A 21,610-nucleotide genomic window follows, 5' to 3' on the forward strand; every position below is an offset into this window, starting at 1 on the left:
CATCCTTATCTACCTTTATCTGGTTTTTCGGGCTTGGGTGGTATCTGTCCGGTTTTTTGAGCTTCTAGTACAGCCACCTCAATCAGAAAGGCAGCCAAACTCGCTCTGGGTCTGCCTTCGTTGTCTGCCCATTGCCCTAAAGTTTCATAAATATAGTCGGGAATTGTAACGTGAATACGTTTGCTCACGACCAACAGTTGACGTTCATTATCGCTTTTAATCTTACAGGTCTGCACTCGTAAATAGGGCGTTAGCTACAAATTAGCTACAAAAAAAGCCCAAAGTACGCTATAATCTAAGGTTATTTATTTTTGTGATATTCTTAAAATGAACGCGAAACGTTCAAAGTCAGAAGCCAGTCCCGCGCCCTAGACAAGCATCGGACTGGCTCTGGCTCCCACTTACATAGGAGATAACTTTATTATGCTATATCAAGACCGTCTCAAGCCTTGGATTGTGGTTAATCTGCTGCCAAATTTCCAACGAGTCGTTATGGGTCGATATCGCCGTTGGTCTGATGCGGATGGTCATGTGCGAATTCTGCGACAACTCATTCCGACTGCGCGATTGACCATTATCTTTGACCCAACGGACTAAAACTTTTGTTCAGTCAGCTAAAGCTGACTTTCGCTTTGGGTTCCTTTGGTTTGAACCCAAGCGGTTTGATGCGAGTGGTGCAAGATAGGAATATGATGCGATAGTCTAATCATTTCAGTACTATAAATAAGTGAAATAAATCCAAATATGAACTCATTTGAACACATAACCATCGAAGGATACCGTCGCTTGTTTTCTGTACAAGTGGATATGCGCTCACTAACGGTGATGATTGGTGCAAATGGAGTAGGCAAAACGTCGTTTTTAGAGATATTCTCACTCCTAGCCGCGTCAGCAAACGGTCAACTACAATCCACTATTTCCGAATTAGGTGGTCTTCGTGATATGGTGACACGTAACCAGGCGGATAGTTTAGCTATCGCCTTGTCCATGTCTGTTCCCGATGAGCCACCCCTAAACTACAACCTCAAAATAAATCTTAAAGGTCAGTTCTATGAAATTGGTCTGGAAACATTGAGTCAACAGCGTGATCCTCATGCACCGCAACCCTTCAAGTACATTGATTCAAGTGGCTTAGATGTCAAATATTCCACGCCACAGGAACGAGGACTATTGCGACCGAATTGGGAACATAATCCCTTAGAAACATCCCTGTCTCAAGTTCCCAAAATGTATCAACAACCGGAGACATTGAGAAAGCGATTAGCCTCCTGTAGTTTTTACCGATCCTGGGAATTAAATGTAGCTCCTAAAAGTCCCGTTCGTTTGCCTCAATCCCTGCGTCCAGCCACCTTACCTGGAGCCAATGGAGAAGATTTAGTCTCTTGTCTTTATTATCTAAGAGAAACCGATCCTGATCGATTTGAAATCGTAGAAGATACCCTTTCTGCTGCCTTTCCCGATTTTGAACGATTGAGTTTTCCGCCAGTAGCAGCAGGTACTTTGGCAATGACCTGGAAAGATAAAAATTTTTCAGAACCCCTCTATATGCATCAATTATCTGAGGGAGTTTTGCGCTTTTTGTGGTTGGTGACACTCCTACAAAGCCGAGATTTAACCGCTGTAACTCTGATTGATGAACCTGAAGTGAGTTTACATCCAGAGTTGCTCCAATTGCTAGCTCATGTCATGCGAGAAGCTGCTCAACGAACTCAACTTATTGTAACAACTCATTCAGATAGACTCATAGGATTTCTTGAACCCAAAGAAGTATTGGTGTGTGACGCCGAAGATGGGTTAACTACTCTAACGTGGGCAGACTCTTTAGATTTAGAAAAGTGGCTGGAAGAGTATAGTTTAGACCAAGTATGGGCGATGAACTTAATGGGAGGGCGTCCATGAAGATACTCAAACGTCAGGTTGAAAAACTCATGAGTGGTAAAGAGGCTTATGATGCTGTCATTGCACTGACAGACGTTTATACAGATACCAAAGGGATTAGAGATTTTGAAGATGCAGAAGATGCTAAGAAAAAAATGAGGGAATGGGTGGGAAATAACCCCAAGTTTTATCCCCATGCTGCATCCTATGAATTTGAAGCTTGGCTTTTACCGTTTTGGTCAACTATTCAGAAACTGGCTAAACATAATAAATCTGCTCCCAGTGGCAATCCTGAGAAAGTTAATCATGATAATCCGCCTTCCCAGCGAATTAAAGAAATCTTTGAATTAGGGAAAAGTTCCCGGAGTTATAATAAAGCGCGTGATGCCAAAAAAATCTTAGAGCCAAACGATCTGATGGATGCTATTGAAGCATGTTCTGAATTAAAGGCGTTTATCAATACAATTTTATCTTTGTCGGGAGGAGACGTAATCCCATAACAGCAATTAATCTTAACCTCCAGAACGATCTACTAAGGCACTTTCACTACTCACCACGTTAGTAGTATAGCAGTAGACACATCGATTAGGACAAACAAACCGTTGTAGAGACGTTGCATGCAACGTCTGGAACAAAATGATGTGTCCTAACCGCTATGGCGGTTGCTATATAAATAAACTATAAACCCCCCTTCAAGGGGGGTTTATCTATTCGGTCTTTTTAAGGCTGATTAACTTTTCATTTATTCTGCTCCCCGTGTCTTAACTATATGGTGATTTAATAGCTTTTATATAATACTGATTTGTAGCAGGTAAAACCTGCCTCGACAACTGTAGAGACGTTGTATGCAACGTCTCTACAGATTTATGTGTCTTGGCTTAAACCCGGTAGGTATATCTTACGCGCCTACAGATTCCTTAGCAGCGTACATCACCTCAAGAGAAATTTCACTAAACCCTCGCTCCCGGGCAAACTTCTCTGTATTCCGCTTCACTTTACCGCGCACAAACCCTGGCACTTTATTCAATTCCGCTTGCGCTTCTTTATTCCAATTCAAGTCAGAACCAGCGGAAATCCCTTTAGTAATTACTTCCTTTGTATCATGACCACCGAAGATTTCCAACAGGTGATCTTCCATTCCCAAGGTAAAGGAATTGTACACTAAATCAGCCATTTGATTTGTCCCCTCGTAACCCATGAATGGTTTATAACCAATGGGGAAGTCTTGGATGTGAATTGGTGCCGCAATCACACCACAGGGGATATCCAACCGCTTACCCACATGGCGTTCCATCTGAGTGCCAAAAATAGCCGAGGGTTCAATCCGCGCGATCGCATCCCCAATTTCGCCGTTATCCTCACTAATTAGGATCTCGTCACAGTACTCGCTCACCTGTTCCTTAAACCAGTCCGCGTCGTACTTGCAGTAGGTTCCCGCTAGCACCACATGAATCCCCATCTCCCGTGCCAAAATTTTGGTCATCGCCGCCGCGTGGGTATTGTCACCAAAGACAACGGCTTTCTTCCCAGTCAAATTCTGACAGTCAATGGAACGGGAGAACCAAGCGGCTTGGGACACATACAGCGTCTGATTGTTAATAAACTCCTCGTAATTGACATCAGCACCTTGCTGGTTGAGTACCTGCTGCATCTTACGGATACACCGCGCTGTTTCCACGACTCCCATCGGCGTGATATCCACATAAGGCATGTCAAATTCGGCTTCCAGGTAACGCGCCGCCATCATGCCGATTTCCCGATAAGGAACTAAATTAAACCAAGCACGAGGCAAATTCTTGAGATTGTGAACCGATGCGCCTTCTGGGATTACCTCGTTTACTTCAATCCCCAAATCAGCCATTAACCGCTTCAATTCGGTGCAGTCGTGCTGGTTGTGGAAGCCGAGGGTGGAAATGCCAATGATGTTCACTGAGGGTGTTTCCGTCTTCCCTTCGGGTAATTCTCCTTTCTTGTTCGCTTTCTTCAGGTAAAACTGGACAATTTGTTCTAAAGTGCGATCGGCAGCTTGAAGTTCATTCACCCGATAGTGGTTCACATCTGCCAGCATCACATCGCTGTTGGCTTCAAGTTCAGCGCGTTCCACGAAGTTAGCCAAATCTTCTTGAAGAATGCTGGAGGTGCAGGTGGGGGTCAATACAATCAAATCCGGGGTGACTTCCTTATCCTTGCGGACAATATTATCCACCACTTTTTCCTGAGAACCCCGTGCCAAAACGTGTCGATCTACGATACTGGCGGTTACTGGGGTGTAATCTCGCTCCCGTTCCAGCATCGATCGCATCACGTTAAAATAATCATCGCCCAGTGGTGCATGCATGATCGCGTGGACATTCTTAAAGGAACTGGCAACGCGGAGAGTGCCAATGTGAGCCGGACCTGCATACATCCAGTAAGCTAATTTCATACGAGTTTCTCCCTTGTATTAGTTGCACAAAGCCCGATTGAGGACGAATGGGCAGTGTTATCGATGAGTCTATAGTTTCAAGTCGTTTCTGATTGTCTCAGACTTTTCGCATTTCGTGAGTAGGTATTAACGCGGATGGTTATGGGGGCAAAATCGCCCAAACCCGCTTAATGACTGGGATTCAGCCTATAATTAAAACAACTTAACGGTTGTTTATTGCAATCATTCTTAAACTTTCGCTAAATTCCTCAACGTTCAAGTCCTTAACTGCCAATGACCCTTTCTTACCCAATCTGGTTACATCCAGTCTGTGACGAGAACCGTACATTGAGTCCCTAAGGTCGTCCATAATATCGATAAGACACCAATCATGTTTTTACGAAGTATGGAAGATTACCAAGCTGCATTCATAGAGCGCCATACCGATACTGAAATATTATGCAACTCCGGGCGAAAAATAGCTGCTATGCATTTTGGGGGTGTTGCTATTGAGTGTCTGCTCAAGGCGATGATCTTTGCTACTCTGCCCAAGAATGCCAGTCAGGAATGGAAGACAGACTTGAATAATCCTGGACATACCATCACTAATCCTGGACACAACTTCAGTGAGGCGCTGAAACGGCACAACCGACTTCGTTCTAGAGTTGAGAAGTTTCCAGAGGTGATGAAATGGCTGGATGAAATTCAGAATCCGAACCAACATTTCATAGATATGCGCTATTGTGGCAGTGAGCCTGATGATACAAGCTACAAGCGCTGGTTAAAAGCATATAAGCGTCTCAGCCAGTGGTTACATAAACAAGCCACTCAGCTTTAAGGAGAATGAAAAATGCAGGAGACGTGGCAAGGAACGCTCAAGCAGGAAATTACCAACTACTATGTATCCAGTCCACAGGCATGGGTTGACGTTAATATTTCCACGTCAGGTTTGTTGAATCTGACTATCGTGAGTGATCACTTTGCCGATTTATCTATACCTCAGCGAAAGGAGCAGGTGCTAAGTTTCCTGCACCAATTAAAGGTTCCTTTGTCTCCTGGTTTTTTGTCCCTGTATGCGCCTCAAGAAGCCGAATCGCTTAATCTTTCACGTCCACAGGTTGTTAATGGATCTTTGGTATACACCTGGCAAGATTTAGCGCTACAGGCAGCTAACCCACAAAATTATCCTCAACCTGCTCAACGCGAACCCCGTGTGCCTCGGACAGTGACGTTTTATTCTTTTAAAGGAGGAGTAGGTCGAACGACTGCATTAACTCATGTTGCCTGGATTTTGGCGATGCGGGGTCGCAAAGTTGTTGCTGTTGATTTAGATCTAGAAGCACCAGGTTTAAGTACAGCATTCAACCTAAATCCGCAACCGGAGTATGGAATTGTTGACTATTTTTATGAGCGTTCCTACTTACCAGAGGGAGTGGAACCGAGTATTTCAGTTGCTAAAATATTTGGCGAAGTTAGAATGCCTAATGCCACAGGCAGATTATTCGTCGTTCCCGCTGGTTATCTCAACCTAGATTATGTTTCTAAGGTTGATGATCTGCGAGCTATTACCGTTGTAGACTCGGGAGAAAGTCTTTGGTCGGTTTTCACTCGTGAAATTAAAGAGCAGTTGCAACCTGATATTATCCTGGTCGATTCGCGAACTGGAATTAATCAATGGGGAGCTTTATCATTGCTACAAGCGGCTGACGAGGTGATTATATTCCTATTTCCTAATGAACAAAATCGACAGGGAATTGAACTGCTGCTCCAATCAATTCAGGCACTGAAAAATATATCGATAAATTTTGTTTTTACCCCAGTACCTGATGTAACAGAAACGGGCATGTCTAAAGTCAGAAAAATTTGGAATAATTTGCATAAAAATATCAAGAATGCCAGGGATATCAATGATGAAACAAATGAAGACGAAACGAGTGATAGTGACTCAGATTTAGATGAATCTCAGCCTGAACTAGCCGAACCGCTAGTAGTTCCCTACCTTTCGCCAATTGCTTTGGCTGATAGCTATCCTGTACCAGCGTTGGTAGATTATTATACTCGCATCGCTAATCTAATTGATGAGGAAACTGATGAGCTTAAACGAAAAAGCATTTTAACTGGCGCAGAGCATCGCTGGGAAATTATTGAAAGTCTTGAATTTCCTGAAGTCAACGCTGCTGATCCCAAGCAAGAACTGAGTCTCCTGTTTCAGCGCACTACTGATTTTGAACGATTTTTAGATGATATGAATTGTCTGATTAGGGGTCGGAAAGGAACGGGAAAAACTGCTCTGTATTGGCTTCTACTTAAACATAAAAGTGTTGCTCAAAAACTAGCTCATGGTCGGTTAGATAATACAGTTTGCTTTTCCGGTCATGGTAGATTTCATGATAGCCGCCCATCTCGCGATGAATTCAAAACGATTCAGAAAGAATTACAGAGAGAAGAAGGATCATGGGAAGCTTTTTGGAGAGCTTATTTACTGCTTAGATTATTTAAAGAAAAGTATTTTAAGTTTCCTCGAGGTAAAAAAGGTGCAAAGTTTAATGAGTTGAAAGCAATTTTCAGGGATTTACCCGGAGACAGATGGAAATATGAGTATACTCAAAGTTTGATTCATTTGTCTAGTGATTCAAGTTTACGGCTTATCGTCAAAGATGCAATAGATCTTATTGATGAACAAGCTAAAAGTAAATCTGAAACCCTTTGGTTTCTCTATGATGATTTAGATGAAGATTTTCCTGAAGTTGGTGAGGTAAGACACCAAGCATTGACTGGTTTATTCCAGCTAATCCAAGCTTGTGAAGCACGGAGGACAGTGGCAATTAGATTTAAGATATTCCTGAGAGAAGATATTTGGACTAGACTAAATTTTGATAATAAGAGTCACTTTAATGGACGTGATATTCTCTTACAGTGGACAAGGATCGATTTTCTGCGATTAGCACTTCGACAGGCAATCCAATCAAACGATTTCAAAAACTTAGTTGATCGATTCTCTCCCGTTGAAAGCATAGATCAAGCTAGTGAAGAAACAATTGATCGAGCATTGGAATTGCTTTGGGGAAGTCGTCGAAGACGTGGTCAAAAGGCTAAATATGTATCCAGGTGGGTCTATGAACGTTTAACAGACTCAAGTGGCACTACTTTTCCTCGGAGTTTAAGTTTATTGCTCAAGGGGTCAAAAGAGCAAGAGCTAACCTACAGAGGACAAACATCAATTCAATCGCCTACAGACCGTTTACTTCGAGGAAAGTCATTAGAAATTGGATTGAAAAAAGCATCAGAAGAGCGCTGCAATGCGATTAAAGAGGAATATCCTGATTTGCGGAGATTTTTTGATCATCTCAAAGGTGTTTCAGCTCTACCTACGAGAGAAGAATTGCAAACCGTGTGGCAGGAATCAGCGCAGAATGTCCTATCACCATTTGATGAATTTGCAGATTGGCTGAACGAAATTGGTCTTGCTGAATGGCGTGATAATGAGCAACGCTATAAAATTGCCGATATCTATGTTTACGGTTTCGAGATGATTCGCATAGGTACAGTGTAGTAACCGCAATCATACTCGACCCAACACGCCCATAAACCCTCTAACTTCACCATTGCGGCGCTTATACTACATTAAATTGCTACTGTCAAAAAAAATTTCTATTTTTTATTAAAAATACATGCATCCAAGCTCTACAGTTTTTTGCGCCTGTATGTGCCAAATTAGCGCATCACTCTCGCTAAATCAGGCATGACAGCGACTCTTGAGCCGGAATTGCCTAAAACTAGACACACTAGTCCCCAATTTTTGATTTTACCAAATCGCTGAACCAACGCAAAATCGTTTAAAAATGAGAATAATTCTCACATTTTTTTTGCCCGTAACGTTCTGTAAAGCAACAAATCTCTCATCTAAATCCACTCCTAAGAAAAGTTTTAATTATCACCGACAGATTAGACTCTGAACGAATCCCCGATCTGTGATAATGGATTAAGAGATCCCCCAGTTATCGAGGAAAAAGTCCACAAGAGAAAAACTGTATCCCAGACTACGAAACATCATCTGATGCGAATCTTATTTTTGCATTCCAACTTTCCCGCCCAATTCCGCCACCTCGCTGTTACCTTGGCACAAAACCCGCGTCACCAAGTCGTCTTTGGCACAACCCGCAAAGAGGGTCAATTACCCGGTGTTGCCAAAGCCATCTATGCGCCATCCCGCCAAGCCCGTCCAGAAACCCATCACTATGTCCGCCCCTTGGAAAACGCAGTGCTGCAAGGGCAAGCGGTTTATCGCCTGTGTGAGCAACTCAAAGCCCAAGGGTTTATCCCCGATGTGGTGTATGGTCATTCGGGTTGGGGTCCGACGTTCTTTATCAAAGACAGTTTCCCCAAGGCGAAATTATTATGCTATTTCGAGTGGTTTTATCACGCTCATGGTTCAGACGCCGACTTCGATCCAGCAGAACCCCTCAACGCCGATGATGAAGCCCGGATTCGGATCAAAAACGCGCCGATTCTGATTGATTTATACAGTTGCGATCGCGGATTCTCTCCCACTCATTGGCAGCAGCAACAATTCCCCCCAGAGTATCGGGATAAAATTACGGTACACCATGATGGGATTGACACCAAGTTTTTTCAACCAAAACCAGGACACAAATTAGTCCTGCCTCGATTAAATTTAAACCTATCTCACGTCGAGGAACTTGTCACCTATGTCGCCAGAGGGATGGAACCCTATCGTGGCTTTCCTCAGTTGATGGAAACCATTGCCTTACTGCAAGAAAAACGCCCCCATTGCCATGCGGTTATCGTTGGGGAAAATCGTATCGCCTATGGGAAATCCCTTCCGGATGGCAAAACCTATAAGGATGTCATGCTGGAAAAATTTTCCCTGGATCTCAACCGCGTACATTTTACAGGGTTACTTCCCTATCCAGACTATCTGCAAGTATTACAAGCCTCTTCCGTTCATATTTATTTAACCCGTCCCTTTGTTTTATCCTGGTCAATGTTAGAAGCCTTATCAACAGCGTGTTTAGTGGTGGCGTCGAACACTGCACCTGTAACTGAAGTTATTCAGGATGGGGTTAATGGTTTATTAACCGACTTTTTTTCGCCCCAAGCCATTGCTGAACGGGTGGAAGAAGTGCTGAATCATCCTAACGGTATGGCGGCGCTGCGAGTTCAAGCGCGAAAAACGATTCTGGAGCGTTATGATTTATCTCAATTATTGACGCAGCATATCCAGTGGATAGAACAAGCTAATACGTTATAAGTCAATTGTAGGGGCGCAAAGCTTTGCGCCCAATTTAATGGTAATAGTTATTCCACCATTTTAGCTGGGTCACTCTAGTAGGTTTGGCTGAGTAACGTAGGCGGAGCCTTTTTGAAGAGTAACCCAACTTAAAGCAGAGAACCTGTTGGGTTTCGCTATTGCTCTACCCAACCTACGAGAAGTTTTAATTCGCATTAGCTCAGGGCGTGACGTTGAGCGTCTAATAACTCCTGAATTCCTGTTTCTGCCAAATCAATTAACTGATTAAGCTGAGTCCGACTAAAGCTTTCTGCTTCCGCCGTTCCCTGAATTTCAATAATATTCAATTCGTCGTTCATGACAATATTGAAATCCGTTTGCGCGGCGACATCTTCTTCGTACTTTAAATCCAAAAACGGCTCACCCGCCAACAGTCCCACCGAAACCGCCGCGATTTGGTGACGGATTGGCGATCGCTCTAATTCTCCAGCTTGGACTAATTTATCTAACGCTTCAGCTAGGGCGACGTATCCCCCAGTAATCGAAGCGGTGCGAGTTCCTGCATCAGCTTGCAACACATCCGCATCCACAAACACCGTGCGTTCTCCTAAGGCGGTTAAATCTACAGCCGCTCTTAAACTGCGTCCAATCAGTCGTTGAATCTCTTGAGTTCGACCCGATAGTTTGAGTAATTCCCGGGTTTGGCGTTGGGGTGTGGCGCCGGGAAGCATCCGATACTCAGCGGTTAACCAACCACTACCTGTTCCTTCCAGAAATCGCGGGATTCCTGGTTGAATTGTGACATTACACAACACCTGGGTATCACCACACTTAGTCAATACAGAAGCTGGTGCAAATTTAGTGAATCCGCGTACAAAACTGATGGGACGGAGTTGGTTGGGTTGGCGATGATCAGGACGTTGCCAAGACATGGTAGTACTTTTTTGTCAGAACGTGGTTGGGTCAAAAAATGTTAATCGTCCAGTTCAAGTTTGTGCCAGATATTCTGCTGAACTTGCTCTGGCGGTTGGTCGCCGTTTATGGTTAACAGTTTTTGACGATAGTCATAGTATTCCAGGATAGGAACCGTGCGCTCGTAGAATAACTGGATGCGGCGCGGGACAATTTCGGGATGGTCATCCAGACGAGACTTGGTTGATGGGGTGCTATCTTGAGCTTGGTTTTGGGTTGGCGGAGTCTGTTCCGAAGGAACGTATCGCGCCACGGAACGAGTCATCATCACCGATTCGGGTACAGTTAAGTAAATTGCCCAATCTAGCTGCTGATTTAAGTCCTCAAGCAGAAAATCTAATTCCTCAGCTTGGAACGCGGTACGGGGATATCCCTCTAAGACCCACCCTTTCACCGTGTCAGGTTCCAGCAGGCGCTGGCGCATGAATTCGATCAGGATTTCATCCGGGACTAATTCTCCCTTCTCGACGTAGGGCTGCGCTTTTCGACCTAAGTCAGTTTGAGCTGCGATCGCGCGACGCAAAATGTTACCACTGGAAATTTCCACTATCCCCAAATGGCGACACAACTGTCGCGCCTGTGTGCTTTTCCCTGAACCTGGACCTCCCAGAATCACTAGTCTCACGATAATAGCTCCTCTGTTCCTAGCCTGGACAAGTCTGTCATAAATGTTGCACAAATCCTTTGCATCTGGGCAGGTTTTGACGCTACTAACTACTGACCGTCATTTTGCCATGAATCCCCGTGGATGAACATTCTCCAGGACTCACTCTTGACGGACTTGTAGATATGGTGTTTGATGAGGGATGCCACTGAAAAAAATACGCTATATCTTGTTCGCTGCATCGATTGAATTTCTGGTTCGGTTCCTTGAGGTACTTGTAGATTTTGTGATACAGTGACAATGTAGGCAGGGAGCACAGAGAAGGGAGGACTTGTTGGACTTGAGTTAAGTTGTAAACGGCTAGAATCCCCAGCCCAAAAGGATTCGGTGGAATAAAATCAGCTAAGGCGATCGCTCCGACATAGTTAAAAGCGGGTTCTGCCAAAAAGCTAGACAAAATGAGACACTGATCAAGGAAGGTTTGAGCAGTGTCCATCAGATTCATTGCTCTTTAATTGTTGACTATGGTTTCCCAGTTAGAAACTCCTACCCTTAATTCAGCGCATCACCTGACCTACAGCCTAGAAGGGCTGGTGCAAGTCTTTACCAGTTCCCAGCGCAGCTTTTTTACCAATGTGATAGCTCAAGGCTTGAGAATAGCTGGACAGGGGACACCTGTGCTGGTGGTTCAGTTTCTCAAAGGGGGTATTGGTCAAGGACACCAGCATCCGATTCGGTTAGGACAGTATTTAGAATGGATTCGCTGTGACTTGCCACGATATATTGATACCCCAGAGTTAGATGAGGCAGAACATAAATCCCTGAAGCAATTGTGGCATCATACTCAACAGGTGGTGTATGAGGGGAAATACTCTGTCGTTGTCCTTGACGAATTGAGTTTAGCCATCAACTACGGCTTAATCCCCCTCAGTGAAGTATTGAGATTTCTGGAAAGTCGCCCCAGTTCGGTGGATATTATTCTCACAGGACCCGATATGCCCCCAGAACTTTTGGAGGTGGCTGACCAAATTACAGAAATTCGTCGCAGTCACCAGCCTTAGTAGGGGCTTGGTAACCAAGCCCATGCCGGAAGACTGTACAATGTTGTACAAGAAAGTGTTTTGTCGCTCATTCAAGGTACAGTGACATGGCAGCGGAAGCGAGAGCGGTTCGTTTCCAGATTGGAAACATTGAGGTTTCTGGTTACCAGCTAACCTCTGCTCAGGATCAGCGTTTGTTGTTCACCCACAGGCAAATCGCCGAAGTCGTGGGTAAAAGCAAGGGAACAGCGCAAAAATTTTGTAAATCCAACGAAAACGAGTTGCCAGAAACCGTCAGGACAGTGGTACCGGATAAACCCAGACCGATCGCGTTATCATCCTGGGATGCAGCCGTAGCATTTTGGCAATATCAAGCGGATGCTGGGAATGAGACAGCAACGGCTTTAGTGGAAGCAGCGCGTTCTACATCACCAGAAAGTCTCCCGATTGAACCCGCCAGTGAGATAGAGTCAGTTGAGACATCCTATCCCAAAGACATCGAAGGCGCGATCGCACAATTACCCCAAACCGATGAATTCCCTCTGGATAATGAACTCCAGCAACTGGATCAGGGGTTACGGTTAATCGCCAAATGGTTAGAAGAAGCGGGATTAGATCAACGTGCGATCGCATCGTGGAAATTGAATGTACTCAGCCAGCGTTTTCCGGTTTTAGCCAGTGCTGCTAATCAAGCACAGCAGCTTTTAGTCACCCATTCGGTGGAGGAAGCATCCGGGATGATCGCCTCCCAAGTGGCTGAGAAGGTGTCAGAGCAATTAGGGCGAAACGTTAAAGCCGCTCAAGTCAATGCTGCACTTCATGAACTAGGCATTCAGGAATGGACAAAACCCGGTTCCAGAGAGCGACGACTCACCGAAAAAGGCAAAGCATACGGGCGAGCCATGCTAGCCACCTCTAAAACGAATGCCTGGAGTGGAGCGCAACTGCGATGGTTTGATAATGTTGTTCCTTTGTTATGTGAATTTTTTGAATCTTCCTAATAAAGTATGCCCCAGTTCGACCAGCCTTAGACATAATCTATCAATCTATCGGTAATGACAGAGGTTGTGTTGGATTCTCGGTACTCCACTGCTCTAGAATCTTTTGCAAACGAGCTAAGGCATCTTCATCGCTACTAAATTTAATTTCAGCAATAACAGTGGGGATACCTCTAGGAAACCGTGATATAGTCTTATCTTTTTCGTAAAGTAGAATCAAAGGAATATTATGAATTTCTGCGTAAGCTAATTCCATGCCAACGCCAAAAGAAGGACAACCCAGGTAGGCGATGACTAAATCTGATGAACTAACTTGGCGCTTGTCTGTCTCAAAAACTTGTCGAGCGCTAACATCAGGGTTATTAATGGGATCGGTTTTGAGATGGGGAACATAGACTTGAAATTCCATCGTTTCACAAAGCGCCCCAATCGCTTCATAAAATGCCTTGAGTTTTAAAGGGTTTTCAACTCCAGTTAACGCACCGGAAATGTAAATGTGTGCTTGAGTTTGATTCATAATTTAATAAATAAATACATCTGAATTAAGTCAGTATAATTTATTTTTATAATATATATTTTACTGAAAATAATCCATTATTTAGCCTTTAATATCTCGACCACAAAAGGACTTATACCACCGATGACAGCCGCTAACGAAGCCCCGATAACTGGATTAATTAAAGAAGTGACAATACCAATAGCTAAAGCGACAACGGCAAAAGCAGCCATCCAGAATAATCGAGTTTGACGTTCCCTTCTTTCCCTGTCCTTCTCATATTGTTTTTCTTGCGCCTGTCGTCGTTTTTCTTCATTCGCTTTATCTCTAAGCTGGCTCCAGATATCAGATCTGCCAGGATATCCTCCAGCAGATCTTTTGGCTTTAGACTCTACTCTAAAAAAGCAAATTGTACACAAAGGATCTCCTTGTCGAAGTTCGACAGGACTATCACGATAGTTGTGGCAAGAAATTAAGAGTTTGCCAGTCCATCCGGGATCTACAGTAGTAGAGATGTGAGATAATCCCTGAGCAGTAACTCGTGTAGCCATTGCATGGATAGTTGCTCCTACTTCCTTGGATAAAGTAATAGACTCTAACGTCTCAATCACAACTGTATCCATCGGTTCAATTTCAATTCCACCGTCTCTTTCGATATCTACCTCACGTTTATTATTCCAAGAAAATCCGTTTTGTCCCACTCGCAAGTCATAACCGACAGGTGTCAACATATTTTTCTCAAAAGGTTCTATTGATAGTCCTGTATCTGGATCTATCTTTTGAGAGTCTAGTTGTTTTTCAATGTCAACATCGCTAAACACAATAATTTTACCTCAATTCTTAATGATTTTTAAATTATTATATTAGCTCTAGCAACAGAAGTAGGATTCAATAAAGATGATGCCGATCGTTCTGCTGTTTCCTTGGATATCTGAATTTTTTTCAGAGTAACTAAACCCTCATTGATGAATGAATCTCTGACCAGAAGGCTTCCTCCACTGTTAAAGGGAGTTTCATAAAAGACTTCATGAATTCCAGCAGAAATAATCAGTTTGAGACAGGAAAGACAAGGTTCTAGGGTGACGTAAATACTAGCGTCAGTTGTCGCAATACCATGTTTAGCGGCTTGTGCCAGTGCATTGGCTTCAGCGTGAACAGCGCGAGATGGCATATCTTTACTAACATCGCAGCTACTCAAACCTGGGTAGCAATATCCCTGTTCTGTACAATGAACTGAGCCAGCAGGTGATCCATTGTAGCCAGTGGCTAAAACTTGTTTGTTTTTAACAATTACCGCACCAACCGGAAAAGCCAAGCACGTTGAGCGAGTAGCGGCAAGTTTTGCCAGCATGAGGAAGTATTCATCCCATGTTGGTCGATCTTGATTAAATGGTGTCATTTACTATCCTGAGTATAGTGCTTATTCGTTTTCAGTGATTCTGCGGCTTTCTGTAACTCCATTCCCAAATAAGCGGCATGGTCGGGTTGAATGGCTGGGGAAGCTGCACAAACTTCTCTGATCAGCGTTAGGGGATTTTTCCCAGAGTAGCAAGCAACGACTTCACCACTACCAGGAGTTGTTTGTTTAACAACTATTTTGTCGGTTTCAATTTCAATTAAAAAGTTACCCGCAGGGTCATAAAAGTCTCGATTCCGACAAATTGCAGGATATTGTTTTCGGATTAACTGATCCGCATTTTCCCAGGTGTCATCATAAATATGAGCGCTCTGACTGATAGTAATCAACGGTCCCATTCGCAAATCATAACTAGAGCGCTGGGCAATTTCGTCTCGGATATACTGTTGTAGGGCGCGTAGTCCCATGGCATTTGAGGGCCACGCCATGTACATATCATTACTGCGGAGAGTCGCGGTCAGTGATAACTCATGATCGACAACCCTTGCCCAAAGGTGATTTAAACAAGGACTACCCCCTTGTTCGTGATCCTTAACATCCCACAGAGACATCACGGCACTTGCCGCATCAATTTCTCCAATTAATTTGGTAATAATCTGTTCAATTTGGTCTTTGCCAAACCACGAACGGAGACGTTGACCGTAAGTATATTTCACACCTTCTCGATAAGGCGCATCATCTAAAATTTGGTGAATATACTCCTGAATAAAAGCGCGATCGCAGGGCAAATAGTTGGGTTCAGGGAAATAGAACCCTGGTGGCTCATCCGTCACCACTGCCATTAAATCAATTAATTCTTGCCATTGCCCATCATAGCCCGTGGGTCGAAGGGTTCCGGTTGTTTTAATCCGATGAATAATTTTGACCCAGGTTTCAGCAATCGTCTTGCCTTCGATTCGATGTCCGTAGCGCGGTCCCGGTAAAACTGTTGGCACGGCTTCAGTTAGGGGAAATTCTAGCGGCGCACCCCAGGGTTCAACCCTATCCCTCACCGCATAAGACTTTACCTGACTCACCGCTTCAGCTATTGATTTCGCCTCTTGCCACTCCACCGATTGCCGGAGAGTCTCCAAAGCATTAGCCTCAATTTCAATATCGATATAGCCAGGAATCGCAGATCGAATCACCCAACAGCGACGCCCTGTATCGCTGAGCCCTTCAGTAAAACCATTGCGGAAGAAGTCTAATAAGCATATCCCACCCCCAGCATTTTGGTCTTCCTTCGTGGCGTTGAGAACAACCAAAAAGCGGACATGAGGATTCGCTAATAGATTTCGGATCAGCAGGCTGATACCCCGAGTTGGACTGTAGAGTTGACCGATAACAGCAAACTCATGAGGTTGTAACTGTTTGGCGATCGCACCTTTAACCGTCCAGCCTGTAACCACCGCTGTCTGACCCGTACCATAGATAAGCTGGTTGGGCTTGTGTAGGGGTTTGTACTGGAATTGAGTGATCTGAGCGCTAGCTGTCATAGAGGGCTGCGAGTTGAGAAATCTCTAGCCTAGAATAGCAAAGAAACGGAGTTAAACTGCGGGTAAACGCACCTGAAAACAGCTACCCACCCCAACCTGACTGGTAACTGTGATTTTCCCGCCATGACGCTGCGCGATCGCTTGAGCAATAGCTAAACCCAACCCTGTCCCCCCTTCTCGGCGAGAACGGGCTTTGTCCGCCCGCCAGAAGCGATCAAACACAAAGGGTAATTGTTCTCGCTCAATGCCAATTCCTGTATCCTTAACACTAACAATAGCAAAGCGATTATTTTTCGCTAAAATCAGGTCTACTTTCCCTTTAGCAGGCGTGTATTGAATCGCATTTTCCAGCAAGTTACAAAATAAACGACTCAGTTGTGATTCATCCCCTACCACAGAAACTGTGGCTAGCCACTGAGACTGGATTTTCACCTCTTTGTCTTGTGCAAAAGGTTCTAATAACTCCAGCAAGTTCTTTAAAATCTTATTCAGAGAGATTGTGATTTTCTCACGGCTAGGCGTTGATATCTTACTATCGTTTCGCGCTAAAAAAAGTAAGTCTTCTGATAAGTGACTCATCTGATCCGTCGCACTCGCGATCGCCGCTAACTTTTTCGCATCTTTAGGATGAATTCGTTCCGGATGATTTCGCATCACATCAACCGATGCTTTAATCGCCATCAAAGGACTGCGTAACTCATGAGACGCATCCGCCGTAAACTGTTTAAGTTGCTGAAAACTTTGCTCAATTGGCTCCAAAGCTTTCTGTGTTAACCACAGTCCGCCCAAACCCACTAAACCTAACCCCATAACACCACCCATTCCCAATCCCCACAGCATTTGGCGTTGGAAGATTTGGATATCCTCCATCGATTGTGAGGCACGAATATACCCTTCTAGAGAGGGCTGATTGGGGGTTGAGCCATCTTTAAACACCGAAATTGTATACGTGCGAACCTGTCTAGGCTTTTGCGTTTCCTCTTGAGTTTGAGAACCGACTCGGAGTCGAGAGTCCAACTCTAATGCACCTCGACTTGCCAACAGTTGACCTTTGGCATCAAACCATTCTAAACTTTGCTGATCCCGATTAAAAATATCGCGCCAGGGAACCGCATCAACTTGATTCAGATATTGAGGTCCCTTCATTTTGACAGGCGTAAACGAGGCGGCAGCGGCTTGAGCCAGAGTCAATAGTTTTTTATCCAGTTGGTAATAAAGATTGCGGCTAACAAAGACATAAACTCCCGTGCCAAAGAGACTCAAAATTGCTGCCATTACAGTTAGGTAAGACAACAATAGACGCCAGCGTAAACCTTGAAACATTCTAAGAACCGTATAGATGTAGCATCCTACGTCTGAGTTTTGATTGTGTAGGGGCGGGTTTATGTGCTTTCGTTTCACTATGTATGATAACATTTATTCAAAACCCGCCCTGACCGATTGTAGGGGCGGGTTTTACCGATAACGTTGAGGATAAAACCTCTAACTGAACTAAACCCGCCCTGACTAAATTATGAGGTTTTAATTATAAATTTTTCTCAAGTATCAATCATTGTTTTAAACGATAACCCAAACCATAAACCGTTTCAATCAAATCACTGGGAGCGCCACCCGCTTCAAGTTTCTGTCGTAAACTGCGGATATGCGCTTTCACCGTCGCTTCTTCCGGGAGTCGCTCAAAGGGCCACAGGTGTTCTAAGATTTGAGCGCGGCTAAACACACGACGACCATGGCGTAAGAAAAATTCTAACAACGAATATTCTTTAGGTGAAAGTGATAAGAGGCGATCTTGATAAAAAACTTCACAGGTACTTGGATCTAACCGTAGTTTACCCCACTCCAATACCGGGGGGGCGGTGGAAACACCCCGACGCAGTAAGGCTCGAATACGAGCTGATAACTCTTCTAGGTCAAAGGGTTTAACCAAATAGTCATCAGCTCCGGCATCCAATCCCACAACCTTATCCGTAATTGTATCCTTAGCCGTTAGCATCAGAATCGGAGTGCTACAGCCTTGGGAGCGTAGTCGCCGACAAAGTGCAATCCCGTCGATTTTGGGTAACATAATGTCGAGCAAAATTAAGTCATAGGTGACAGAATCAGCGAGATTTAACCCCTCCTCTCCATCATGCGCCACATCGATCGCATAATGTTGATCGGTGAGATCTTCTTCTAGGGCATCGGTAATGCGCTCATCATCTTCCACGAGTAAAAGTCTCATCGCTGACGCCTGTTACTTAATATGACCTATCGCTCCCAAGGTAAGCTGTTCACTTTCTGATCAAGCTAGGTTTAGGGCGTAGCCTCACCGTCTTCTTCTTCCTCTCCAGGCATAGCCTCTTCCTCTCCAGGCATAGCCTCTTCCTCTCCAGGCATAGCCTCTTCCTCTCCAGGCATAGCCTCTTCCTCTCCAGGCATAGCCTCTTCCTCTCCAGGCATAGCCTCTTCCTCTCCAGGCATAGTCTCGGTTTCTTCTGCTGGAGTTGGCTCTTCTACACCCGTATCATCAGGTGTAGTTGTATCAGTCTGACAAGCTCCCAGCAATGATGTCAAACCCAACAACAGTGAAAAAGCGATAATCTTCAGCTTCACAGCATTACCTCCTAAAATTTTCCAAATTCAACCTTCTTACCGGGGTAATCAAGTTGCTTATACGTTTCTACTTGGCGTTAATGGCCGTTAAACCCTTAAACAGCCCTGAATTTTTCGGGTTCATCTGCCAAGTTAAACTCAAAAAGTAAAAAACTCGATAAAACCGCCCAATAGTTTCCGTCTTGCCATAAAACCCGTAGCCGCTCAGGTAGGCATCATCTTGTCATGAGTCCGATCTCCGACGCCCTAGGTTCAAGTCATAAGCTGTCACACATTTAAATTGGGAATGGGTAGCGAGCTTTCTGGCTCGCATTACAAGGGTTTTGCCGTTTTTGACATTAAGGTTTAAATGCCGAACAGCTTACCAGACGGGTGACTTCCATCGATCTGAATTGCTTTGTCGCCAAATTCTGCGGGAGCAACCGTATTGATAAATGCCTGTGCTGTCTTCAGCCGAATCCCCTGTATCAGAAATTATCCTGATAAAATCGGTAAAATGAATAATCATCTTGGAATGCATAGTCATCAAGAACATGATGAATAATACCGCTATCAATGAAAATTTGTCCGATGCGAATCGCTTCTTGTCGAGAACTCTGAGTCCGTTGTGCTAGCCATTCCACGGCTTCTGCACCAATGAAGCATTGAGGATAAAGATTTCCTCGATAGCGACGATCTTTTATTTCCACACCATCTGCACCCCGCATCGCTGCAACTAATGCTTCAATTTCTGTCTCGGTTAGGGTTTTGGCTGGAGTGATTGTCCGGGATACTGATCCGGATATCTCAGTCGTAGACGTGAGCGAGTCTTGCGGTTGAGAATGGGGAGTATGGTTGGATTGATTCTCATTCGCAGGCTCAATTGATCGAGGAGAAAATGTCGATGAATCCCGATCTAATAACAGATTGAAAATTTCGTCAAGTTTAGGCGATCGCAGATGTAAATCCCGTTGCGGAAAGGGAATCTCAATCCTATGATGGCGCAGACAGGCTTCAATCCGATAGTTGAGATCACTTTTAACTTTAAACTGTTTCTTCGGTTCTCCAGTCCACACCAATAAATCAAAGTCGAGGGAACTCTCCCCAAACCCCTGAAACCATACCTGAGGCGGCGGTTGCAGCAGCACTTCGGGATGATTTTTGATAGCTTCAAGTAAGGCGGTTTGCACTTTCTCGATATCTGAACCATACGCCACACCCACAGGAATCCGCAGCCGAGAAATCGGGTTCCCATGACTCCAGTTAATTACCTCAGTCTCTAAAAAGCGGGAGTTGGGTACGATAATGGTGACTTGATCTAACGTACAAATCTCCGTACTGCGTGCGCCGATGCGTTCTACGGTTCCCAGTAAATCACCCACTTTGACAAAATCACCGATTTGGATAGGGCGTTCAAAGGTAATAATAATCCCGCTAATAAAGTTATTGGCAATATTCTGAACCCCAAACCCAATCCCCACACCGAGGACACTGGCAAGAATGGTTAAAGATCCAACATCTAAACCCCAAATTTGTAACAGGACAATCCATCCGAGAAAGGTGAGAACATACTGAGTGAGGACAGTAATCACCTCTTGCAATCTGGGTTCAGCCCCGGTGTGGGCTAAGACATAGGATTTAAACAGCTTAGTCAGAGAACTAACCGCAAACCACAATCCAACAGTTAAGCCCAAAAGCAATAGTAATTCTAGGGCAGAATATTTACTACTACCTAAGCTAATCACTGGCGCATTGAGAATATCAAAAACCTTAGCGATAAAATCAAATAACTCATAGCGCCAAATCCGACTGGCGGGAAACAAATCGGTCACATAATAGGCGATCGCGATCCATAATCCGCCCTGTAACCCTAGTCGGGCAAGGCGTACCATGAATTGGGCGGGATCTTCCCAGGCGTGAAATGAGGAGGTGGGTTGTCCTAGCCACACTCTCAAGCGATGAGATACCCATTTTCCTAGAAACAGTAAACCCAGATGAATGGCGATCGCAACCAGTATCGCCCCAAGGACAAAGCCTAACGCCTGACGAATATAGGCGGGCGATCGCTCAAATTGGGCTTGCACAAATGCCTTTTCCAGAATTCTCTGCCAAATTCGGGCTTGCTGAAGAGCCGTTAGTTCTGGTAGGACATCCTTATCGGTTACAGTGAGTAAATGGTCTGACTCAAGCAAGGAAGGAATAGTTAGCGTGGTTTGATCCTCTGTCTGATTCACTTCAACGCTGACAGGTTGAGAGGATTGCACCGCTTGCGCCAAAATATCGTTAATCCGCTTTGCCCGATTTTCGGCTGTATAGTTATTATTTAAACTTCTTACCTGTAGTAAAACGCGACCATCTAGCACGATGGGTGCTTTGTCATTATGATTGGTTGGGGAGGTTTGGGCAACGCTGGGAAATGGGTTCAGCGTCAGCAGTAGCGTCAGCAATGCCAACAGGATAAACCGCCAACGTTTTAGAGGGAGCCAACGTTTTAGAGGGAGCGG

Annotated in this window: 21 protein-coding genes; 8 read left to right on the forward strand and 13 right to left on the reverse strand. The window is 44.5% G+C overall.

The genetic code is table 11. From position 1 onward, the window contains the following. Nucleotides 1-5: 5 nt before the first annotated feature. Nucleotides 6-236: a ribbon-helix-helix domain-containing protein gene (locus MC7420_RS03065; protein ID WP_232231620.1), complete on the reverse strand. Its 231-nt coding sequence runs from the start codon at nt 234-236 to the stop codon at nt 6-8. 187 nt (nt 237-423) lie between these two features. On the opposite strand from MC7420_RS03065, the gene MC7420_RS41100 reads away from it, so the two are divergent. From MC7420_RS41100 to MC7420_RS03075, 3 genes are all read left to right on the forward strand, one after another. Continuing rightward, the gene (locus MC7420_RS41100; RefSeq protein WP_006098590.1) at nt 424-597 is read left to right on the forward strand and encodes a hypothetical protein; all 174 of its coding nucleotides are present in this window, start codon (nt 424-426) and stop codon (nt 595-597) included. Nucleotides 598-744: 147 nt separating this feature from the next. After that, complete coding sequence (locus MC7420_RS03070; RefSeq protein WP_044204671.1) at nt 745-1,899, forward strand: AAA family ATPase; 1,155 nt, start codon at nt 745-747, stop codon at nt 1,897-1,899. Next, on the forward strand, nt 1,896-2,378 hold the full coding sequence (locus MC7420_RS03075; protein WP_071777184.1) for a DUF4276 family protein: 483 nt from the start codon (nt 1,896-1,898) through the stop codon (nt 2,376-2,378). Before MC7420_RS03070 ends, MC7420_RS03075 begins: the two co-directional genes overlap by 4 nt. A 398-nt stretch (nt 2,379-2,776) precedes the next feature. Here MC7420_RS03075 and bchB read toward each other — a convergent pair whose 3' ends face one another. Then, nucleotides 2,777-4,303 carry a ferredoxin:protochlorophyllide reductase (ATP-dependent) subunit B gene (gene bchB / locus MC7420_RS03080; RefSeq protein WP_006098502.1) on the reverse strand — a complete coding sequence of 509 codons (1,527 nt, stop codon included), beginning with the start codon at nt 4,301-4,303 and terminating at the stop codon, nt 2,777-2,779. A gap of 385 nt (nt 4,304-4,688) precedes the next feature. Between bchB and MC7420_RS03085 the strand changes: the two genes are divergently transcribed. The 3 genes from MC7420_RS03085 to MC7420_RS03095 all read left to right on the forward strand — a co-directional run bounded on the left by MC7420_RS03085 (nt 4,689) and on the right by MC7420_RS03095 (nt 9,554). Further along, nucleotides 4,689-5,120 carry a hypothetical protein gene (locus tag MC7420_RS03085; RefSeq protein ID WP_044204673.1) on the forward strand — a complete coding sequence of 144 codons (432 nt, stop codon included), beginning with the start codon at nt 4,689-4,691 and terminating at the stop codon, nt 5,118-5,120. 12 nt (nt 5,121-5,132) lie between these two features. Further along, a complete protein-coding gene (locus tag MC7420_RS03090) occupies nt 5,133-7,835 on the forward strand; it encodes a ParA family protein (protein WP_006098375.1) in 2,703 nt (900 codons plus the stop codon). Nucleotides 7,836-8,339: 504 nt separating this feature from the next. Beyond that, complete coding sequence (locus MC7420_RS03095) at nt 8,340-9,554, forward strand: glycosyltransferase family 4 protein (RefSeq protein WP_006098616.1); 1,215 nt, start codon at nt 8,340-8,342, stop codon at nt 9,552-9,554. Nucleotides 9,555-9,748: 194 nt separating this feature from the next. On the opposite strand, the gene rph is transcribed toward MC7420_RS03095, so the two are convergent. The 3 genes from rph to MC7420_RS03110 all read right to left on the reverse strand — a co-directional run bounded on the left by rph (nt 9,749) and on the right by MC7420_RS03110 (nt 11,605). Then, the gene (rph, locus tag MC7420_RS03100; RefSeq protein ID WP_006098424.1) at nt 9,749-10,465 is read right to left on the reverse strand and encodes a ribonuclease PH; all 717 of its coding nucleotides are present in this window, start codon (nt 10,463-10,465) and stop codon (nt 9,749-9,751) included. 41 nt (nt 10,466-10,506) lie between these two features. Continuing rightward, complete coding sequence (locus MC7420_RS03105) at nt 10,507-11,130, reverse strand: adenylate kinase family protein (protein WP_044204676.1); 624 nt, start codon at nt 11,128-11,130, stop codon at nt 10,507-10,509. 85 nt (nt 11,131-11,215) lie between these two features. Next, nucleotides 11,216-11,605 carry a hypothetical protein gene (locus MC7420_RS03110; RefSeq protein ID WP_157453008.1) on the reverse strand — a complete coding sequence of 130 codons (390 nt, stop codon included), beginning with the start codon at nt 11,603-11,605 and terminating at the stop codon, nt 11,216-11,218. A gap of 28 nt (nt 11,606-11,633) precedes the next feature. Between MC7420_RS03110 and MC7420_RS03115 the strand changes: the two genes are divergently transcribed. Next, nucleotides 11,634-12,170 carry a P-loop NTPase family protein gene (locus tag MC7420_RS03115; protein WP_006098330.1) on the forward strand — a complete coding sequence of 179 codons (537 nt, stop codon included), beginning with the start codon at nt 11,634-11,636 and terminating at the stop codon, nt 12,168-12,170. Between the two features lie 86 nt (nt 12,171-12,256). Next, on the forward strand, nt 12,257-13,150 hold the full coding sequence (locus MC7420_RS03120; RefSeq protein ID WP_006098729.1) for a hypothetical protein: 894 nt from the start codon (nt 12,257-12,259) through the stop codon (nt 13,148-13,150). 40 nt (nt 13,151-13,190) lie between these two features. On the opposite strand, the gene MC7420_RS03125 is transcribed toward MC7420_RS03120, so the two are convergent. From MC7420_RS03125 to MC7420_RS03160, 8 genes are all read right to left on the reverse strand, one after another. After that, nucleotides 13,191-13,664 (reverse strand): nucleoside 2-deoxyribosyltransferase, encoded by a 474-nt coding sequence (locus MC7420_RS03125; protein WP_006098334.1) that lies wholly within the window; start codon nt 13,662-13,664, stop codon nt 13,191-13,193. Between the two features lie 77 nt (nt 13,665-13,741). Continuing rightward, the gene (locus tag MC7420_RS03130; RefSeq protein ID WP_006098718.1) at nt 13,742-14,464 is read right to left on the reverse strand and encodes a dCTP deaminase; all 723 of its coding nucleotides are present in this window, start codon (nt 14,462-14,464) and stop codon (nt 13,742-13,744) included. Between the two features lie 29 nt (nt 14,465-14,493). Next, nucleotides 14,494-15,042 carry a deoxycytidylate deaminase gene (locus MC7420_RS03135; RefSeq protein ID WP_006098404.1) on the reverse strand — a complete coding sequence of 183 codons (549 nt, stop codon included), beginning with the start codon at nt 15,040-15,042 and terminating at the stop codon, nt 14,494-14,496. Next, on the reverse strand, nt 15,039-16,535 hold the full coding sequence (locus MC7420_RS03140; RefSeq protein WP_044204680.1) for a thymidylate synthase: 1,497 nt from the start codon (nt 16,533-16,535) through the stop codon (nt 15,039-15,041). The genes MC7420_RS03135 and MC7420_RS03140 overlap by 4 nt, the downstream gene beginning before the upstream one ends. 51 nt (nt 16,536-16,586) lie before the next feature. Further along, entirely contained in the window at nt 16,587-17,858 is a 1,272-nt protein-coding gene (locus MC7420_RS03145; RefSeq protein ID WP_006098635.1) for a sensor histidine kinase, read from the reverse strand. A gap of 226 nt (nt 17,859-18,084) precedes the next feature. After that, nucleotides 18,085-18,756 carry a response regulator transcription factor gene (locus tag MC7420_RS03150; RefSeq protein WP_044204683.1) on the reverse strand — a complete coding sequence of 224 codons (672 nt, stop codon included), beginning with the start codon at nt 18,754-18,756 and terminating at the stop codon, nt 18,085-18,087. A 71-nt stretch (nt 18,757-18,827) separates the two neighbouring features. Beyond that, on the reverse strand, nt 18,828-19,127 hold the full coding sequence (locus MC7420_RS03155) for a hypothetical protein (RefSeq protein WP_006098576.1): 300 nt from the start codon (nt 19,125-19,127) through the stop codon (nt 18,828-18,830). A gap of 467 nt (nt 19,128-19,594) precedes the next feature. After that, nucleotides 19,595-21,559 (reverse strand): mechanosensitive ion channel domain-containing protein, encoded by a 1,965-nt coding sequence (locus tag MC7420_RS03160; protein ID WP_232231623.1) that lies wholly within the window; start codon nt 21,557-21,559, stop codon nt 19,595-19,597. Nucleotides 21,560-21,610: the final 51 nt, after the last annotated feature.

Origin of the sequence: Coleofasciculus chthonoplastes PCC 7420 (assembly GCF_000155555.1) — a bacterium.
In the GTDB taxonomy this organism is placed as follows: domain Bacteria; phylum Cyanobacteriota; class Cyanobacteriia; order Cyanobacteriales; family Coleofasciculaceae; genus Coleofasciculus; species Coleofasciculus chthonoplastes_A.

Bases quoted from the DNA above. Each gene is read 5' to 3' on its own strand.
- MC7420_RS03090 (WP_006098375.1), top strand. From the start codon at position 5,133: ATGCAGGAGACGTGGCAAGGAACGCTCAAGCAGGAAATTACCAACTAC.
- rph (WP_006098424.1), bottom strand. From the start codon at position 10,465: ATGTCTTGGCAACGTCCTGATCATCGCCAACCCAACCAACTCCGTCCC.
- MC7420_RS03140 (WP_044204680.1), bottom strand. From the start codon at position 16,535: ATGACAGCTAGCGCTCAGATCACTCAATTCCAGTACAAACCCCTACAC.
- MC7420_RS03145 (WP_006098635.1), bottom strand. From the start codon at position 17,858: ATGTTTCAAGGTTTACGCTGGCGTCTATTGTTGTCTTACCTAACTGTA.
- MC7420_RS03085 (WP_044204673.1), top strand. From the start codon at position 4,689: ATGGAAGATTACCAAGCTGCATTCATAGAGCGCCATACCGATACTGAA.
- MC7420_RS41100 (WP_006098590.1), top strand. From the start codon at position 424: ATGCTATATCAAGACCGTCTCAAGCCTTGGATTGTGGTTAATCTGCTG.
- bchB (WP_006098502.1), bottom strand. From the start codon at position 4,303: ATGAAATTAGCTTACTGGATGTATGCAGGTCCGGCTCACATTGGCACT.
- MC7420_RS03095 (WP_006098616.1), top strand. From the start codon at position 8,340: ATGCGAATCTTATTTTTGCATTCCAACTTTCCCGCCCAATTCCGCCAC.
- MC7420_RS03070 (WP_044204671.1), top strand. From the start codon at position 745: ATGAACTCATTTGAACACATAACCATCGAAGGATACCGTCGCTTGTTT.
- MC7420_RS03120 (WP_006098729.1), top strand. From the start codon at position 12,257: ATGGCAGCGGAAGCGAGAGCGGTTCGTTTCCAGATTGGAAACATTGAG.
- MC7420_RS03125 (WP_006098334.1), bottom strand. From the start codon at position 13,664: ATGAATCAAACTCAAGCACACATTTACATTTCCGGTGCGTTAACTGGA.
- MC7420_RS03135 (WP_006098404.1), bottom strand. From the start codon at position 15,042: ATGACACCATTTAATCAAGATCGACCAACATGGGATGAATACTTCCTC.
- MC7420_RS03075 (WP_071777184.1), top strand. From the start codon at position 1,896: ATGAAGATACTCAAACGTCAGGTTGAAAAACTCATGAGTGGTAAAGAG.
- MC7420_RS03150 (WP_044204683.1), bottom strand. From the start codon at position 18,756: ATGAGACTTTTACTCGTGGAAGATGATGAGCGCATTACCGATGCCCTA.
- MC7420_RS03110 (WP_157453008.1), bottom strand. From the start codon at position 11,605: ATGGACACTGCTCAAACCTTCCTTGATCAGTGTCTCATTTTGTCTAGC.
- MC7420_RS03115 (WP_006098330.1), top strand. From the start codon at position 11,634: ATGGTTTCCCAGTTAGAAACTCCTACCCTTAATTCAGCGCATCACCTG.